Origin of the sequence: Nibribacter koreensis, assembly GCF_039541795.1 — a bacterium.
Lineage (GTDB): Bacteria > Bacteroidota > Bacteroidia > Cytophagales > Hymenobacteraceae > Nibribacter > Nibribacter koreensis.
Genome location: NZ_BAABGX010000002.1, coordinates 1260252 through 1277283, shown reverse-complemented (window position 1 = coordinate 1277283; position 17032 = coordinate 1260252). Strand labels below are relative to the sequence as shown.

18 protein-coding genes are annotated in these 17032 nt (G+C 49.5%); 10 read left to right on the top strand and 8 right to left on the bottom strand.

Annotated features, from left to right (window positions below):
• Positions 1–52: 52 nt before the first annotated feature.
• Together ABD880_RS12805 and ABD880_RS12800 are read left to right on the top strand one after the other, a co-directional pair.
• Positions 53–1573, top strand: coding sequence for a GH3 auxin-responsive promoter family protein (locus ABD880_RS12805; RefSeq protein WP_345166714.1), 1521 nt, complete (start codon positions 53–55; stop codon positions 1571–1573).
• Between the two features lie 420 nt (positions 1574–1993).
• On the top strand, positions 1994–2608 hold the full coding sequence (locus ABD880_RS12800; RefSeq protein WP_345166713.1) for a c-type cytochrome: 615 nt from the start codon (positions 1994–1996) through the stop codon (positions 2606–2608).
• Between the two features lie 110 nt (positions 2609–2718).
• Here the strand turns inward: ABD880_RS12800 and ABD880_RS12795 are convergent, their stop codons facing one another.
• Entirely contained in the window at positions 2719–3480 is a 762-nt protein-coding gene (locus tag ABD880_RS12795) for a TIGR00266 family protein (protein WP_345166712.1), read from the bottom strand.
• Between the two features lie 14 nt (positions 3481–3494).
• A complete protein-coding gene (locus tag ABD880_RS12790) occupies positions 3495–3863 on the bottom strand; it encodes a hypothetical protein (protein WP_345166710.1) in 369 nt (122 codons plus the stop codon).
• Between ABD880_RS12790 and ABD880_RS12785 the strand changes: the two genes are divergently transcribed.
• On the top strand, positions 3862–4071 hold the full coding sequence (locus tag ABD880_RS12785; protein WP_345166708.1) for a hypothetical protein: 210 nt from the start codon (positions 3862–3864) through the stop codon (positions 4069–4071). The genes ABD880_RS12790 and ABD880_RS12785 overlap by 2 nt on opposite strands.
• Before the next feature lie 22 nt (positions 4072–4093).
• Here the strand turns inward: ABD880_RS12785 and gltX are convergent, their stop codons facing one another.
• Positions 4094–5632: a glutamate--tRNA ligase gene (gene gltX / locus ABD880_RS12780; protein WP_345166706.1), complete on the bottom strand. Its 1539-nt coding sequence runs from the start codon at positions 5630–5632 to the stop codon at positions 4094–4096.
• A gap of 207 nt (positions 5633–5839) precedes the next feature.
• Here gltX and ABD880_RS12775 point away from each other — a divergent pair, with 207 nt between their 5' ends.
• Positions 5840–6841 carry a YihY/virulence factor BrkB family protein gene (locus ABD880_RS12775; protein ID WP_345166704.1) on the top strand — a complete coding sequence of 334 codons (1002 nt, stop codon included), beginning with the start codon at positions 5840–5842 and terminating at the stop codon, positions 6839–6841.
• Between the two features lie 49 nt (positions 6842–6890).
• On the opposite strand, the gene ABD880_RS12770 is transcribed toward ABD880_RS12775, so the two are convergent.
• Both ABD880_RS12770 and ABD880_RS12765 read right to left on the bottom strand, forming a co-directional pair.
• A complete protein-coding gene (locus tag ABD880_RS12770) occupies positions 6891–7490 on the bottom strand; it encodes a nitroreductase family protein (RefSeq protein ID WP_345166701.1) in 600 nt (199 codons plus the stop codon).
• A 230-nt stretch (positions 7491–7720) separates the two neighbouring features.
• Positions 7721–8104, bottom strand: a complete 384-nt coding sequence (locus tag ABD880_RS12765; RefSeq protein ID WP_345166699.1) for a RidA family protein — start codon at positions 8102–8104, stop codon at positions 7721–7723.
• A 49-nt stretch (positions 8105–8153) separates the two neighbouring features.
• Between ABD880_RS12765 and ABD880_RS12760 the strand changes: the two genes are divergently transcribed.
• Positions 8154–8831: a 3-hydroxyacyl-CoA dehydrogenase family protein gene (locus tag ABD880_RS12760; RefSeq protein WP_345166697.1), complete on the top strand. Its 678-nt coding sequence runs from the start codon at positions 8154–8156 to the stop codon at positions 8829–8831.
• Positions 8832–8934: 103 nt separating this feature from the next.
• Here the strand turns inward: ABD880_RS12760 and glmS are convergent, their stop codons facing one another.
• The 3 genes from glmS to ABD880_RS12745 form a co-directional block, all read right to left on the bottom strand.
• Entirely contained in the window at positions 8935–10773 is a 1839-nt protein-coding gene (glmS, locus tag ABD880_RS12755; protein WP_345166695.1) for a glutamine--fructose-6-phosphate transaminase (isomerizing), read from the bottom strand.
• A gap of 73 nt (positions 10774–10846) precedes the next feature.
• Positions 10847–12283 (bottom strand): DUF4270 family protein, encoded by a 1437-nt coding sequence (locus ABD880_RS12750; protein ID WP_345166693.1) that lies wholly within the window; start codon positions 12281–12283, stop codon positions 10847–10849.
• Entirely contained in the window at positions 12267–13079 is an 813-nt protein-coding gene (locus ABD880_RS12745; RefSeq protein WP_345166690.1) for a glycogen/starch synthase, read from the bottom strand. Before ABD880_RS12745 ends, ABD880_RS12750 begins: the two co-directional genes overlap by 17 nt.
• A gap of 145 nt (positions 13080–13224) precedes the next feature.
• On the opposite strand from ABD880_RS12745, the gene panC reads away from it, so the two are divergent.
• From panC to ABD880_RS12720, 5 genes are all read left to right on the top strand, one after another.
• Complete coding sequence (gene panC, locus ABD880_RS12740; RefSeq protein WP_345166687.1) at positions 13225–14085, top strand: pantoate--beta-alanine ligase; 861 nt, start codon at positions 13225–13227, stop codon at positions 14083–14085.
• 135 nt (positions 14086–14220) lie between these two features.
• On the top strand, positions 14221–14568 hold the full coding sequence (panD, locus tag ABD880_RS12735; protein ID WP_066507614.1) for an aspartate 1-decarboxylase: 348 nt from the start codon (positions 14221–14223) through the stop codon (positions 14566–14568).
• A 15-nt stretch (positions 14569–14583) separates the two neighbouring features.
• The gene (locus ABD880_RS12730) at positions 14584–15603 is read left to right on the top strand and encodes a lysylphosphatidylglycerol synthase transmembrane domain-containing protein (RefSeq protein ID WP_345166683.1); all 1020 of its coding nucleotides are present in this window, start codon (positions 14584–14586) and stop codon (positions 15601–15603) included.
• A gap of 81 nt (positions 15604–15684) precedes the next feature.
• Positions 15685–16167 carry a D-glycero-beta-D-manno-heptose 1-phosphate adenylyltransferase gene (gene rfaE2 / locus ABD880_RS12725; RefSeq protein ID WP_345166681.1) on the top strand — a complete coding sequence of 161 codons (483 nt, stop codon included), beginning with the start codon at positions 15685–15687 and terminating at the stop codon, positions 16165–16167.
• A gap of 27 nt (positions 16168–16194) precedes the next feature.
• On the top strand, positions 16195–16875 hold the full coding sequence (locus ABD880_RS12720; RefSeq protein ID WP_345166679.1) for a zinc metallopeptidase: 681 nt from the start codon (positions 16195–16197) through the stop codon (positions 16873–16875).
• Positions 16876–17032 lie beyond the last annotated feature (157 nt).

Below are 17032 nucleotides of genomic sequence, written 5' to 3'. Positions count from 1 at the left end.
TTGATAACTAAAATCACTGTTTACTAATTACTGATAACTGTTTACTGTCTGCATGGAAATAATCAATTCAATTGTGACGTGGGTAATGAAGAAGCGGGTCCATCAGATAGACCTGTTCCGGAAATATCCGCATGATGTCCAAAGTGAATTGTTTTCCAACTTGATAAATACCGCGAAGAACACCGAGTGGGGCAAACAATATGGCTACTCAGACAAACTGAGCGTGCGCGAGTTTCAGGAGCGGGTGCCCATCTGTACCTATGAAGACTTGTACCCGCACATTGAGCGCATTATGCGCGGCGAGCAGAACGTGCTGTGGCCGTCTAAGATAGCGTGGTTTGCCAAATCCTCTGGGACCACCAACGCCCGCAGCAAGTTCATTCCCGTAAGTCCCGAGGCGCTGGAAGACTGCCACTACAAGGGCGGCAAGGACATGCTCTCCATCTACGTCAACAACTACCCAGACACCAAGGTCTTCGCGGGCAAGGGACTGTCCATTGGTGGGACGCACCATCCTAATGAGTTCAACTCAGATACCCGCTGTGGCGACGTGTCTGCGGTGATTATGCAGAACCTGCCGTTGTGGGCCGAGGCTATGCGTACCCCGGCGCTCAAAGTGGCACTCATGGACAAGTGGGAAGAGAAGATTGCCAAGATGGTGGAAATCTGCGTGAAAGAGAACGTGACCAGCATCTCGGGCGTGCCTACCTGGACCTACGTACTCTTGAACAGGATTCTGGAGGAGACCGGCGCCAAGGACATCACCGAAGTATGGCCAAACCTGGAGCTGTTCGCGCACGGAGCGGTGGCCTTTGGTCCGTATAGAGAGTTGTTCCGTCAGATTATCCCTACGGACAAGATGCATTACCTGGAGATTTACAATGCCTCAGAGGGCTTCTTCGGGATACAGGATGAGCCAAGCCTCAAAGACGAAATGCTCTTGATGCTGGACTACGGCGTGTTCTATGAGTTTATCCCCATGGAAGAGGAGGACAAAGAAAACCCGAAAGTGCTCACCTTAGACCAAGTGGAGCTAGGCCAGAACTACGCCCTGCTTATCTCTACCAACGCCGGCCTCTGGCGCTATAAGATTGGCGATACCGTTAAATTCACCTCGCTGGCCCCGTACCGCATTAAAATATCTGGGAGGACCAAGCACTTCATCAACGCCTTCGGCGAAGAGGTAGTAGTAGAAAACGCCGAGACGGCCATCACCAAAGCCTGCGAGGCCACAGATGCCACCATCACCAACTTCACGGCCGCGCCCATCTACTTTGAAGGCAAAAGCAAAGGCGGTCACCAGTGGATTATAGAGTTTTCTAAAGAGCCTTCCAGTATAGAGAAATTCACCGAAGTGCTGGACCAAACGCTGCGCCAGATCAACTCAGACTATGACGCCAAGCGCTACAAAGACATGGCCCTGCAAGCCCCGTTAATCACGGTGGCTCCTAAAGGAGCCTTCCTGAACTGGCTGGAGCGCAAAGGCAAGATGGGCGGACAGCACAAAGTCCCCAGACTGGCCAACAACCGCGACTATCTGGAAGAGATTCTGGAGGTGAACAATTTGGTGTAGGCCTGTTGATTTCAGCCTGTTTTCTGGAAAATAAGCCAAAAACGGCAATTTGCTATCAGGCAATTAAACTTGATTCTGTTGCTATAACAATACTCGTTCAATGCTTAGGTCATTCATGAGCAAGAACAGTTTAAGCGTGTCCCCTTTCCAGAATGACTATTTAAAAATTTTGGATAGAACTTATATCCTTCTTGCATTTTGAGAGTATAATAATCTATATTCCATACTATCAAACACTTATAGTCTTATTGCTTCCTGCTCAGTGACTATTTAGGGTCGCTTGACCTTGGCAACCTTCGCGGTTCTCTGGTAACCCCCATTTTAGTTTATCCCTCTTTTTATGCATCGTGTAGGCCTACTTGGTTTTAGGTTATATGCGACTGTTCGCTATGTTTCTTCTCACCTTAAATAGACATACCCATGAAAAACATCTTTGCCATGTTATGTGCCATCGCGCTACTAGTAGCCTGTGAACGTAAAACCCAGGACAGAGCTGAAACCGTTGCCAATATTCCAGCGCCTACTCCGGTAGAGAATGCCTCGCTAAGCCAAGACCAATTGCTGGAAAGAGGAAAGTATCTGGTGGCCATTGGGTCCTGCAATGACTGTCATTCGCCCAAAGATGCCTCCCCGGAGAAAGGGAAAGAAGGCGCGCCAGATCCAAACAGACTAATGTCAGGACATCCGGCTACTGAGAAATTGCCACCTCTTGCAGCTGGCGCAAACAATGATGGTTGGGTGCGGTTTAGCATGGGAAGCACCGCCATGGTGGGGCCTTGGGGAACCTCCTTCGCGGCGAACCTTACACCAGATCCTACCGGCATTGGCAACTGGACTTTAGACAATTTTAAAACTGCCCTGCGCGAAGGCAAATACAAAGGCATGGAGAACAATAGAAACCTACTGCCGCCCATGCCATGGCCTAATTACCAGAGCATGACCGATCAAGACGTAGAAGCCATTTTCACCTACCTCAAATCATTGCCACCTGTTAAGAACGTGGTACCGGCACCTATTCCGCCTGCCGCTTCCTAGTCAAACGGCATGACTATTTATGGCCTGTTTTCTGGAAGCAGGCCATAAACGGTTATACAAAAAATGCCTGGCGTGAACCGGGCATTTTAATTTTAATTCAGAATGGATTGCTACTCCATGAAGCTACTCAGCAGACCACCTTCTTTGGTGGCGTTTCCGCCGTGGGGCATCAAGGCCTGGATGAGTTTCTTGATTGGCATGGACTGAATCCACACGCGGCCGGTTCCGCGCAACGTGGCCAGGAACAAGCCCTCGCCGCCGAAGACCATGGATTTTAAGCCGCCCGTCTGCTGAATGTCAAAGTCAATGCCAGATTCATAGGCCACCACGCAGCCGGTGTCTACGCGCAGGGTCTCATTGTGCAGGTGGCGTTCTACCACAGTTCCGCCCGCATGGATGAAGGCCAGGCCGTCGCCGGTGAGTTTTTGCATAATGAAGCCCTCACCGCCAAAGAAGCCCGCGCCCAAGCGTTGGTTAAAGTGCATGGCAATCTTGGTGCCCATGGCTGCGGCCAGGAAACCATCTTTCTGCACAATCAGTCCCTGCGGAAACTGCGCCAGGTCAATGGGCATGATGGTGCCCGGATACGGCGCCGAGAAGGCTACCTTGGCCTTACTATACCCGCGGTGCGTGAAGTGCGTCATGAACAGAGACTCACCCGTGATTAAGCGGCTTCCGGCAGACACCAGCTTCCCGAAGAAGCCTTGACTGGGGTTGGAGCCGTCGCCCATTTTGGTTTCAAACTGAATGCCGTCTTCCATGAAGACCATGGCGCCGGCCTCAGCAATGACGGTTTCCTGCGGGTCTAGTTCTACTTCCAGCACCTGAATGTCAGAGCCATGGATGCGGTAGTCAATCTCGTGTGATTTCATGCGGTTCTATTGGTTTATTTTTTCTTCGGCTTCTTGTCGTCCGCCGGAGGGTCTTTTAGTTCTTTGCCCAGGTCGGCCTCGTCTTCTTCAGACAACTTTGCCTTCCCTTTAAAGAAATCCTCCTCGTTCTCCTCCACATCGGCGGTCTCCTCAATCGGGAACTCCTCTTCCTCTTGTCCGGGGCGTTTCTTGCCTTGTTCGCCTACCAGTTTCTTGTCGCGCACATTGCGGTCCAGAAAGTCGTTGAGCTGGTCTATGTTGAAGTTAGAGGTAATGTCCCCCAGCGGGTTTATTTTAATCTCGAAGCCTTCCAGCTCAGGGTGTACCTTCGCTTTTTTCTCCGGCTTGCTCTCCTTCTTGTTTTCAGGTTTTTTCTTAGCCATGGCAGTAGGGATTTGTTTGTGGACCAAGCCTTGCGGCCCGGTAGGTCTAATGCTACTACAAACGGGAAAAATCCTAAGAAGGATAGGCGAATTAAGAAGAAACCATTGGCTTACGCAAGCAATTGCCCTTTCCTTTTATCAAGGACATGTAAAAGAAGAAGCCGTTTTTAGCCTGCTTTCTGAAAAACAGGCCAAAAACGGCTTCTAAAAAATATAAGTAAGCTATTTACTTAAACAGCGTACTGGCTCAGTTTGGCAATGGCGGCGTCAATGCGTTGTTGCGTTTCTTCCTTACCGATTATCTCAATGATGGCCATCAAATCCGGGCCAGCCTCTACGCCGGTTACGGCAATTCTCAAGGCTTGCATCACCTGGCCAATCTTCAGGCCGTTGCGCTCCAGAATCTGCAATAACAAGGCTTTTACTGAGTCTGCGTTGAAGTCCTCCAGCGTGCTCAGCTCATTCCGGAACTGCTCAAAGGCGGCAGCCCCGGCGGCATTCCATTTCTTGGCGGCCACCTGCTCGTTGTACTCCGTAGGCGCCGAGAAGAAGTAGGTAGCCTCTTTAGCGAAGTCCTGCGGGAAGGTCACACGCTCTTTCATGAGGCTCACAATCTTCACGGCGCGGTCTTCTGAACAGTCAACATTCTGCTCTTTCAAAGACGCCAACAGATATTGGGCTAACTCAGTATCAGGCTTCGCACGAAGGTATTGCTCATTGTACCAGCGGGCTTTCTGAATGTCAAAACGAGTACCTGACTTACCAATCCGCTCAATGCTGAAGGCCTCAATCAGTTCGTCCATGGTGAACAGCTCCTGCTGGGTGCCAGGGTTCCAGCCCAAGAAGGCCAGGAAGTTGATGAACGCCTCTGGCAGGTAGCCGCTCTCGCGGTAGCCGCTGGCCGTCTCACCGGTGTTAGGGTCTTGCCAGAACAACGGGAACACCGGGAAGCCCAGCTTGTCACCATCGCGCTTGCTTAGTTTACCGTTACCGTCTGGCTTCAAGAGTAGAGGCAAGTGGGCGAATTCTGGCATGGTGTCTTCCCAACCAAAGTAGCGGTACAACAACACGTGCAAAGGCGCGCTTGGCAACCACTCTTCGCCGCGTATTACGTGGGTGATTTCCATCAAGTGGTCATCCACGATGTTGGCCAGGTGATACGTCGGCATACCATCAGACTTCATCAAGACCTTGTCATCAATAGCCGAGGAGTGTACCATCACCCAGCCTCTGATCATGTCCTTCAGTCTGATTTCCTCTTTGCGCGGTACTTTGAGACGGATTACGTACGGGTCACCACTTTCCAGTCGGCGCTTCACCTCATCCTCTGGCAGGGTAAGGGAGTTCTTCATGGTGGCGCGCGTGATGGCGTTGTACTGCGGGGTGGCTACCTTGGCGGCCTTTAAGCGCTCGCGCATGGCGTCCAGCTCCTCGGCGGTGTCAAAGGCATAGTAGGCGTGGCCGGCGTTAACCAGTTGCAGAGCGTAGTCCATGTACATGGGCTTGCGCTCAGACTGACGGTACGGCGCATGCGGTCCACCGTGCACGGGGCTCTCGTCCAGCTTGATGCCGCACCATTCCAGGCTGTCAAAGATGTATTGCTCGGCGCCAGGCACAAAGCGGTTCTGGTCTGTATCTTCAATGCGCAGCAACATCTTGCCGCCCATCTTCTTTGCAAAAAGGTAATTATATAACGCAGTGCGTACCCCGCCAATGTGCAAGGCCCCGGTTGGGCTAGGGGCAAAGCGTACACGTACTTCTCTTTCCATGGTCATGCTAGGTTAAACAGGGTGCAAAAGTACAGTATTTAAAGGCTTTCGTAAAGCTTTTGCCTGTAAAACCTTGCGGTTCTGTCAGGTATTCTTAAAGGGACAGCCTGCATTCACTCCCCTTGCTTACAGCGGGAAAACCTATTGCCATGCAAGAAGTTTGAAAACCTATGGAGCGTCCTGCGTATGAAGGGGAAATCCATATCCATGTTTAAGAAGATTTTTGTTGAAGGCTGGTGCATCATCAAAGAGGTCTGGTATGACTTTCTGGACAACAACTCATTCCAGAAAGGGGCGGCGCTGGCCTACTACACCATCTTTGCACTGCCGCCCATTCTCATCATCATGATCAACACCGCCGGGGCCGTCTTTGGCCGGGAGGCCGTGCAGGGCGAAGTCTACACCCAGCTACGCGAGCTCATGGGCAGAAAAGGCGCCTCAGACATCCAGGAGATGGTAGAGAGCATCCACCAGTCCGCTGACTTTACCATGGCCACCGTGATAGGGGTGTTTACCTTGCTGGTGGGGGCCACCGGGGTATTTGTGTCTTTGCAGGAGTCCTTGAACCAAATCTGGGGCGTGAAACCGAAGCCCAAGAACGAGTACCTGAAAATACTGCTGGACCGTCTGTTGTCCTTCGCCATGATTCTGGGCATTGTCTTTCTCTTGCTAGTGAGTTTGATAGTAAACGCCATCTTGGTAGTGATTACCTCTTACCTGGCACAGAAGGTAGACCCGTCTTTGCTGCAATTGACGCAGGTGACTAATTTTCTGGTGTCTACCGCGGTGGTTACCTTCTTGTTTGCCCTTATTTACAAGTACTTGCCAGACGCCAAAATAAAGTGGAAGGACGTGTGGGTGGGCTCTCTGGTGACGGCCTTGCTTTTTGCCTTGGGTAAATCCTTGATTGGGTTATATCTGGGCAATAGTGACTTCTCCAGCATTTACGGGGCGGCTGGTTCTGTGATTGTGGTGCTGGTGTGGGTGTTTTATTCTTCGCAGATCATCTTTTTGGGCGCCCAGTTTACGCTGGTGTATGCCCGGCGCTATGGCGCCAACATCTATCCGTCCACGTATGCGGTCCGCATAGAGAACAAAGAGGTAGAACTAGGAAAGTCTCCTTTAAACGCAGAACCCGGTCCCAATGAGGCCAAGGCCAAAGGAGAGGAAGACCCTGACGACGAAGAGGGAAAAGAACCGAAGCAGTAACCTTCCGTTTTTGGCCTGTTTTCAGGAAATCAAGCCAAAAACGAGGAAGTTAAGTTAGTTCTTGGTAACTGCCTTCCCAAGTGCCCATGTGCACCGTCTCCTGCAGAGACTTGCGGGTAGACTTGGTCTGCTCACGGGTTTGTAATTCCTGGGTGGGGAGTAGGGTGAAGGGAGCCGGGTGGCCAACTACCGCCATGGCGATGGGCTGGTAGTCATGTGGTGCTTGTAATACGTCATTGGCCTTGTCCATGGCAAAGCCGCCCATCTGGTGCACCTGCAAGCCCATGGCTGTGGCTTGCAGACAGAACTGCCCCATGGCCAAACCCGTGTCATACAGGTGGCCAGGATGCGGCTTGCCGTTGTCTCTTTCGGTTTTGGAGAACACCACCATCAGGAAAGGCGCGTTCTTTGCCCAAATGGCATTGCCCTCGTCCAGAAGATTGACCAGCCTTTGAAAGGTCTCTTGCTGGTCACTGGTGGCATACACAAACCGCCAAGGCTGTGCGTTGCCAGAAGATGCCGCCCAGCGCGCCGCCTGAAACAAGCTTTCTATCTGTTCCTTAGTCAGCAGTTCAGAGGAAAAGCTTCTAGGGCTCCAACGGGCCTGCATGAGCTCATGGATGTTGTGCTGTTCTTCGCGGTGGTGCATGTTGTATTGAGTGAATGAGAGATTGAATGATTGAGAGAATGGGGAGGTATTAAAGGGCTTAGGGAATTTTGAGAGATTGAAAATTTGAAAATATGCTCATCTGAATCATCTCCAAAATCTACACATCGTCAAATTTTCACATCAATTTCATTCTCTCAATCATTCAACCGTTCATTCTCTCAATCATTCAACCGTTCATTCTCTCAATCATTCAACCGTTCATTCTCTCATTAGAATTTAACCGCGATGCAGGAGATTTCTACGTTTACGTCTTTGGGCAGACGGCTAACTTCCACGGTTTCGCGGGCGGGTTCATTGGCAGAGAAATAGCTGCCGTAGGTTTCATTGATTGCCGCGAAGTTGCCTAGGTCCTTCACGAAAATGGAGCACTTTACCACATGTTGAAAGCCCATTCCTGCTTCTTCAAGAATGTACTGCAGATTCTTCATAACCTGATGGGTTTCTGCCTGAATGTCTCCCTGTACCAACTGACCGGTGGCCTGGTCTAACGGAATCTGACCAGAGACATACAAGGTGTTGCCTGCCATCACGGCTTGGCTGTAAGGCCCAATGGGCGCCGGGGCGGCTTTGCTTTCTATGATGTTGGTTGCCATAACAAGAATAGTTAAATCAGTATCTTTGTGTGCTTAAAGGTACAGATTTATGAAGACAATGGTTTTGGCCTCTCCAGAAATGGAGCAGGAATACAGTTTGAAGTTCCCTAACAGAGCGTACCTCTACCTGCAAGACCCGGCAGAACTGGGTCTGTGGCTGAATCAGGTGGAAGTGGTCTTTGACTTGTTGCTGCATGAACAGCCAGAGCGCCTTGCCCAATACGCGAAAGCAGAGAAAGGCAATGACTTGGTGGTTTTCTGCAATGCCGCCAAGCTGCAATTGGCCGCCTTTGTCAAAGAGCACGGCCCGGTCAACTTTCATTTGTGCGGCGTAAATGCACTGCCTTCGCTCTTTAATAGAGAAGTGTTAGAAATAAGTGTCCTGAAGCCAGAGTCTGAAAAAGAAGTGAAGCGCGTCATGGAGGTCTTGGGCACCGGCTATGAGTTGGTGGCAGATAGAGTAGGCATGGTAACGCCGCGCGTGCTCTGCATGATCATCAACGAGGCCTGTTACACCTTACAAGAAGGGACCGCTTCTAAGGAGGACATTGATTTGGGCATGAAGCTGGGGACTAACTACCCCTTCGGGCCGTTTGAATGGGCGAATAAAATAGGGGTAGCCAATGTCTATGAGTTGCTGGAAGCTGTCTATGAAGACACCAAAGATGAGCGCTACAAGATTTGTCCCTTGTTGAAAACTGCCTATCTAAAAGGGGAAGAGCTATAAGTTAAAATTCGTTTTTAGCCTGTTTTCTGCAAAACAGGCTAAAAACAGAGCAAATAAAAAGGGCACCTGTTGGGGTGCCCTTTTTATTTATGTATGAACCAAATTATTCAACGGTTACAGACTTGGCCAAGTTTCTAGGCTGGTCTACGTTGCAACCACGCATTACCGCAATGTGGTAGCTCAGCAATTGCAATGGAATCACAGAAAGCAATGGCACCAAGGCCTCATGCGCTTCAGGCACCTCAATCACAAACTCCGCCATTTCTGGGATAACGGTGTCACCTTCGGTCACGATAGCGATTACGCGGCCTTTGCGGGCTCTTACCTCCTGGATGTTGGATACTACCTTCTCATATGAGTTGTCCTTAGTAGCAATCACCACCACTGGCATGTTCTCATCAATCAATGCAATAGGACCGTGCTTCATTTCTGCCGCTGGGTATCCTTCTGCGTGGATGTAAGAAATCTCTTTCAGTTTCAAGGCTCCTTCCAAGGCTACCGGGAAGTTCAAACCACGTCCCAGGTAGATGAAGTTGCTGGAGTCCTTGAAGATTTCGGCAATGGCTTGGATTTCTTTGTCTAACTGCAATGCTTTCTCCACTTTAGCTGGAATCTGCTCCATCTCCAACATCAATTGGTGCAAGGCTGATTTTTCCATGGTACCGCGTTTCTCGGCTAGCATCATGGCTATCAAAGTAAGAACCGTTACCTGCGCCGTGAAGGCTTTGGTAGAGGCTACTCCAATCTCAGGACCGGCGTGAGTGTAAGCACCTGCATCAGTCGCGCGAGCAATAGAAGAACCTACTACGTTACATACGCCAAAGATGAGTGCACCTTTAGACTTAGCTAACTCAAGCGCAGCCAACGTATCTGCCGTTTCACCAGACTGAGAGATAGCGATTACGATGTCGCCTTCATTGATGATAGGGTTTCTGTAGCGGAACTCAGAAGCGTATTCTACTTCTACCGGGATGCGGGCTAGTTCTTCAATCAGGTACTCGGCTACCAAACCAGCGTGCCAAGAAGTACCACACGCTACAATAAGAATACGGTTAGCGTTCTTGAAGCGGTTTTCATACTCTCTTATGCTGGACATGGTCAACTGCGTGTTCTCAGCCACTAAACGGCCGCGCATGCTGTCCATGATAGAACGTGGTTGCTCAAAAATCTCCTTCAGCATGAAGTGAGGGTAGCCGCCTTTTTCAATAGACTCCAACTCCAACTCCAACTTCTGGATATATGGCGTCTGGACAATGTCCTCTTTGGTACGAAGGTCCAATACGCCGTCTTTAATCAAGGCGATTTCAAAATCATTCAGATATACCACATCTTTGGTATATTCAATGATAGGCGTAGCGTCAGAGGCTAAGAAGTACTCACCTTCACCAATACCAATTACCAACGGGCTTCCTTTACGAGCTGCAATCAGTTCAGTAGGAGAGTCATGAGAGATTACCACAATGGCATAAGCACCTACTACCTCATGCAGGGCTAAACGCACTGCCTCAGCCAAGTTTACCTTGGTAGTCTCTCTGATGTCCTCAATCAGGTTCACAAATACCTCAGAGTCTGTGTCACTGTGAAATTCGTATCCTTTGTTGATTAAGTGCTGCTTTAAAGAAGCGTAGTTCTCAATGATACCATTATGGATGATGGCAATCTTCTTGGAGCTAGAGTAGTGCGGGTGCGCGTTGGCATCATTCGGCTCGCCGTGGGTTGCCCAACGGGTGTGACCAATACCAATATGGCTGGTGGTATCCTGGTTACCAATGAACTCCTCTAGATCACTTACCTTTCCTTTTCTCTTGAAAACCTTTAATTCGCCGTCATTTAACAGAGCCACCCCGGCGCTGTCATATCCACGATATTCTAATCTCTTTAAACCTTTAAGAATAATAGGGCAAGCTTCACGCTGCCCAACATAGGCTACAATTCCACACATAGTAAGTGATCTTCTTTAAATTAACCGGCAAGTTTAGGTCTGCAGCGGCTAACAAATAAAATTGATGATAAGTTTATTGAACGGTTGAATAATAAATCCGGAGGCGCGGTCTTCTGTTGGTATTAGACTCAGAAGGAGAATAAGGCTGGGCCTCTAGTACGGCTCTGTTCACCTGCTGCCCATTATTAGAGGGAGTAGACACAGACGTAGTCACATTAGACGGTAAGAGAATAAGGCCATTGTTCTTTCTTTTGTTGTAAAGCACGCTCTGTACATAAGAGGTAACATTTACTACGTATGCTTTCTGGGCCTTGTCATACGTTAAAGTGGCCGGAGAAGATCCACCTTCAGCCAATAAAACATTCGGGAATCCTTGAGTCTTGGCAATCAAGTTGTTAGAGGTGGCTTCTAGTACTGTGATGATAGATGGCAAAGGTGTATTGATAGTGTCTGGCAAGGCAGAGGCCAATACCGGAATCACCAGTTCTGCTTTGTTGACCACCAGTTCCAAGGTTTTGCCGTCTATGGTTTTTCTAAAATTCTCTAGGTTAGGCAACGTTAGCTTGGTCACCAAGCCAGTACCAGCCTGCAAGAACGTGGCATTGCCCGTTTGGCCAGATGGAATAAGTTGGGCATAGTTGGTGAAGGCTGCCAAGGCAGTACCTGACCTGTCTGCGGTAATCTGATTGAAATAACGGTCAGAGAACCTAAACGCATACTTCTTCGCCTTGCCATCCTTGTCTTTAAAGTAGAGGGTAAAGGCCGTTCTGGTAGAAGACGGGTTAATGCCTATGATATTGTTGGTGGCACCTGCTGGAACAATGGCCAGCCCTTTAAAGAAGTTAAGGAAGTCTTTCTGTACTTTAAGCGTAGAGGTTTCTGCCTGGTCAAGTATGCTTGTGGCCAAAGCCCTACCCGCCGATTGCTGATCTAACCTGAAGGTGGCCAGATAAGGAATCTTGGTGGAGGTGTCTGCTGGCAGAGTATACGTTTCAGTGGGCCGGGGCACAAAAGTAGACGTAGCCAGAAGGCTGTTGGCGTTGTAGCTGAGCCCAGAGGTGGTGAAATACGTGGTCTGGTCAATAAAGCCTTGCGTCAAAGGATACACGTTCCAAGTGACGGCAGACCGCTTGTTTATTTCTTTTGAGATAGCGTCACCGTAGGCATAGGCGTAGTCAATGGCCAATACCAGTGAGTCTAGTGTTGAGCCTTTGGTAATGGTATCATTGCCCCCCACCAAGGTAAGTTCTGCAAATGTTCTAGCCGTTATCTTGCCAAACTTCTCATCATTCAGCTGGCCTACCAATGTATTAGTAGCGCCAAGCGTAAAGATGGAGTCTTTTAAAAGAACCGTAGAAGCCAATACCGCGGTAGTGTCTGTAAACTTGGTCCCTATTTGGCTCCCGGGCTCCTGTAGCTCTAGACCCACGCCGGTGGGGTCTTCACAAGAGGCAAATAACAAAGAAGAAAGAAAGAAGGCAGCCGTAGCTTTATTAATTCGCCAGTTCATTGTACAGGTTAAAGTAAGAATCCATCACGTTGTCATCAGAGGCAATCATCCCAATGCGCTTGGTGTTGTTGTACTCTGTAAACAATGCGTTTAAGTTGTCGCTGAAGTCCTCATTAGACTTAAGGACCATGTCAGCATATTGCATGCCCATCTTGATGAACGCACCAAAATCTGCGGTCTTCAGGTGCTGCAGCATGTCATCCTCAATGTCCAGCATCTTGGCCTTCTCCAACAGGTCGCCTTCAAACTTGTGGGCAAACTCATTGTTGTAGACGCTAAACACAGACTTTGACGCCTTAAAGATAGGGTCGTTTTTATATGTAGTCTTCAAATAAAGCGGCATTAAGCTGGTCATCCAGTCGTTGCAATGCACAATGTCTGGGGCCCAGCCTAGTTTTTTCACGGTTTCCAAAACGCCTTTGCAGAAGAAGATAGCACGCTCATCATTGTCTGCGTGGAATTTGTTATCCTTGTCCACCAGAACGGACTTGCGGTGGAAATAGTCTTCATTGTCAATAAAATATACCTGCAGCTTGGCATTAGGGATGGAAGCCACCTTGATAATCAGAGGTTTCTCTTCTTCGCCTACCGCAATGTTGATGCCCGAAAGGCGAACCACCTCATGCAAACGGTTTTTACGCTCATTGATCAAGCCAAAACGAGGAACGAAAATACGAACTTCCATCCCACGCTCCTGCATGGCCTGTGGCAACATCCTCAAAAATTCCGCTACTTTTGTGGTCTGCAGAAAAGGGTCAATCTCGGTGGCCGCGTATAAGATTCTCAATTTGGACATAAGTTGGAAGTAATTAGACTTTGAATTAGGCAATAGGAATCGCGAGGTGCAAAATTACGCATTTCTTAGCTGATTTTCAATTTATTTGACGAAAACCATACCTTTACCCCCTTTAACAAATCCTGCTTTAACTCAGTTCTCTGCCATGTTGCAGCTTTCAGCGCTCTCAGATATTCGCCAACATTGTGAACAAGTACGTTGCCAAGGCCTCAGAATAGGGTTTGTGCCCACCATGGGCGCCCTGCATGAAGGCCACCTGTCCCTGCTCAAGGCCGCCAAAGCCCAGAACGACGTAGTAGTCTGCAGCGTGTTTGTGAATCCCACCCAGTTCAATAATGCAGAGGACTACAAGTTGTATCCCAGACTTTTAGAGCAAGACGCCCAGTTGCTGGCCCAAGTAGGCTGTGATGTGTTGTTTGCCCCGGTGGCCACAGAGATGTACAAGCAGACGGGCAAGCTGACCTTTGACTTCGGGAGTCTGGAGAACGTAATGGAGGGCGCGCATAGGCCGGGTCACTTTAACGGCGTGGCGACAGTGGTAAGCAAGCTCTTTCATCTGGTGCGTCCGCACCAAGCATTCTTTGGTCAGAAGGATTTGCAGCAGTTTGCCATAGTGCAACAGTTGGTGCAGGATTTGAGCTTTGACTTGGAATTGGTATGCTATCCCATCATCAGAGAAGAAGACGGGCTGGCCATGTCTTCCAGAAACAGAAGGCTCACTCCTGAGCAACGCCAGATGGCCCCCAAGCTATATGAGGCTCTGCAATTGCTGGAAAGGCAATTGGCGCAGGTGTGTATAGAAGAAGCCAAGCAGGCTGCCATTGACTTTCTCGCGGCCTATCCTCAAATTAAGCTAGAATATCTGGAAGTGATAGATGCCAACACGCTTCAGCCCATTTCTAGCGTGCAGGAGGTTGAAAAAGTAGCCGTCTGTCTGGCTGCTTTTCTAGGTGAAGTGAGACTGATTGACAACCTGCTATTGGAGCCGAAGGAAATTGGCCTGTAGGCGGGTAGACTCCATGAAATCATTCCCGAAGAATATTGGTTATGCCCATAACGCGTCTTGATGGTATTCTAAGAATGCCAGGTAGACGGGTCTCGTAAATTATTGGTAACTTTGCGGGCTTTTTAGATTTTTCTGATGCAGATTGAAGTATTAAAATCCAAGATTCACCGGGCTAAGGTAACACAGGCAGAATTACATTACGTGGGGAGCATTACCATAGACGAGGATCTATTGGATGCCGCCAACATGGTGCCCCATGAGAAGGTGACCATTGTCAACGTGAACAACGGTGAGCGGTTTGAAACCTATATCATCAAAGGCGAGCGCGGCAGTGGCATGATTTGCCTCAATGGTCCCGCGGCCCGCAAAGTGCAGGTAGGCGATGTGATCATCATCATCTCCTATGCCTTGATCCCCTTTCAAGACGCTCGTGCCCATGAGCCAACCGTGATCTTCCCAGACCAGCACAACAGGCTGGTATAAGTCTTTCAGGTGAGGATGAAGAAAACCGCCAACATTGTCAAGTACTTGCTGCTTTTGGCGGTATCTGTGTTTCTGATGGTGTACGCCCTCAGGAGCATCAACTTTGCGGCGGTAAAAACAGAGCTTAGTCAAGCCAACTTTTTCTGGATTAGCGTAACCTTGCTGCTGTCTGTGGCAGGCTATGTAAGCCGCGCCATAAGGTGGCGAATGCAGTATGCGCCGGTAGGCTACCAGCCCTCTTTCTGGCAGGTATACCATGCGCAAATGGTGGGCTATCTGGCCAATGTAGTACTGCCCAGGGCCGGTGAGGTCATCAGGTGTACCATCTTGCGGCGCACGGCCGGCGTTCCGGTTAATGTTTCTCTGGGCACCGTCATCACGGAGCGCATTCTGGATCTGGTAATCCTGGTTTCCTGCATTGGCGCTACCTTTCTTATAGAGTTTGACCGCCTCAACGAGTTCTTTCTAAAGATCTTTTCAGACAAATACCAGGGCTTGCAACAGAACCTGCAGACGCTCTATCTATTGGTGGGGGTGGTATTGCTGGGAACGCTGTTTGTGGTGTGGTACATCTACAAGAACATAAGCAGGCTACAGCACAACCGCCATTTCCAGAAGGTGAGTCTCTTTGTGATAGGGCTGTGGCAGGGCATCTTCAGCATAAGGAGAATGGATCAGAAAGGGCAGTTCTTGTTGCATACGGTCTTTATCTGGTTGTCTTATTACCTCACTAGTTACCTAGCGTTCTTTGTGTTGCCGGGTACGTCACAATTGTCCTGGCAGGCGGGTATGACCATTTTTGTCATGGGCGGCATTGGCATGTCGGCACCGGTGCAGGGTGGTATTGGCGTATACCATATCTTGGTGCGCACGGCCTTGTTGCTTTATGCGGTGCCGCTAGACAAAGGCATGGCCTATGCGTTGATTGTGCATGCTACGGGCGCCATCTTGGTGGTAGTGTTGGGCGTCATAAGCCTGATAGCCAGTCTGGCATCCAAAAAAAAAGAAGCGGTTCTGGTTGAACAGCCGGCCTAGTTCGCTCGTTTTTGGGTTATTTTCTTCAAATCAGGCCAAAAACGGCTGATTGCTTTTCCTCATTCATTAGTATAAAAATATATGCTTCCTTCCCAGGCTAAAATTTGCACGCTCCCAGAACTGTTAGATAAGATAACCGAATGGCGAGCCAAGGGCCAAAAAATAGTCTTCACCAACGGGTGCTTTGACATTGTGCACATAGGCCACGTGGACTACTTGGAAAGGGCCAGACTACTAGGCGACAAGCTTATCCTTGGGCTGAATACTGACCAGTCTGTCAGTAGGTTAAAGGGGCCAAGTAGGCCGTTGCAGGACGAAATGTCACGCCAGCGGGTCATGGCATCATTTTGGTTTGTAGATGCAGTAGTGCTATTTGACCAGGAAACGCCCTATGAGTTGATCAAAGCCGTGCAGCCAGACGTGCTGGTGAAAGGCGATGATTACACCATTGACACCATTGTGGGCCATGACCTCGTATTAGAGAGAGGAGGAGAGGTAAAAACCATTCCGCTGGTAAAGGGGTATTCAACCTCACAGGTGGTGGCCAGGATCCTTGGCTCGTAGCACCGCAACCAATAAAAAAACAAGACCATGGGAGGCATTTATTTAATAGTAATTGTGACCATGCTGGCCTCTGCGGCGGTCAGCTGGATGTTAAAGAGCAAGTTTGAGAAATACTCAAAGATAGGCTTGCAGTCAGGCATTAGTGGTCGTGAGGCCGCCGAGATGATGCTGGCAGATAACGGCATTACTGACGTGCGCGTGATTTCTACCCCGGGTAAACTGACAGACCATTACAACCCGGCAGACAAGACCGTGAACCTGAGCGAGTACGTGTATGAAGGCAGAAGCGCCGCCGCCGCCGCCGTAGCCGCCCATGAGGTAGGACACGCCGTGCAACACGCTAAAGCGTACGCGTTCCTTAAGTTCCGTTCGGCCATGGTGCCGGCGTTAAGCGTAGCCAGCCGTTACATGCAATGGATTCTGTTGATTGGGGTCCTAATGATTCAGACTACCTTATTGCCTTTGGCCATTGGAGTAGCACTGTTTGCCTTGACCACGCTGTTCAGTTTTATCACCCTGCCGGTAGAGTTTGACGCCAGCAAGCGCGCTTTGGCCTGGATGGATACCAGAGGCATTGTGACGCCGCAGGAGCACGGCATGGCCAAGGACGCACTTAAGTGGGCCGCCATGACCTACGTGGTAGCTGCCATTGGCTCACTGGCCACGTTGTTGTACTATGCTTCTATGCTGTTTGGCAGGAGAGAGTAATCTTTTTAAGACTGATTTGAGAAAAGGGCCTTCCTCAGGAGGCCCTTTTTTTATGTAATGCCCTCTGCGATAGCGCAATTTTTGCCTTAAACTGATGGATAAGAGCAAAACAAATGTTAGCTTGCCTGTTTATATAGCCATAGCCCCGGAAGTCATT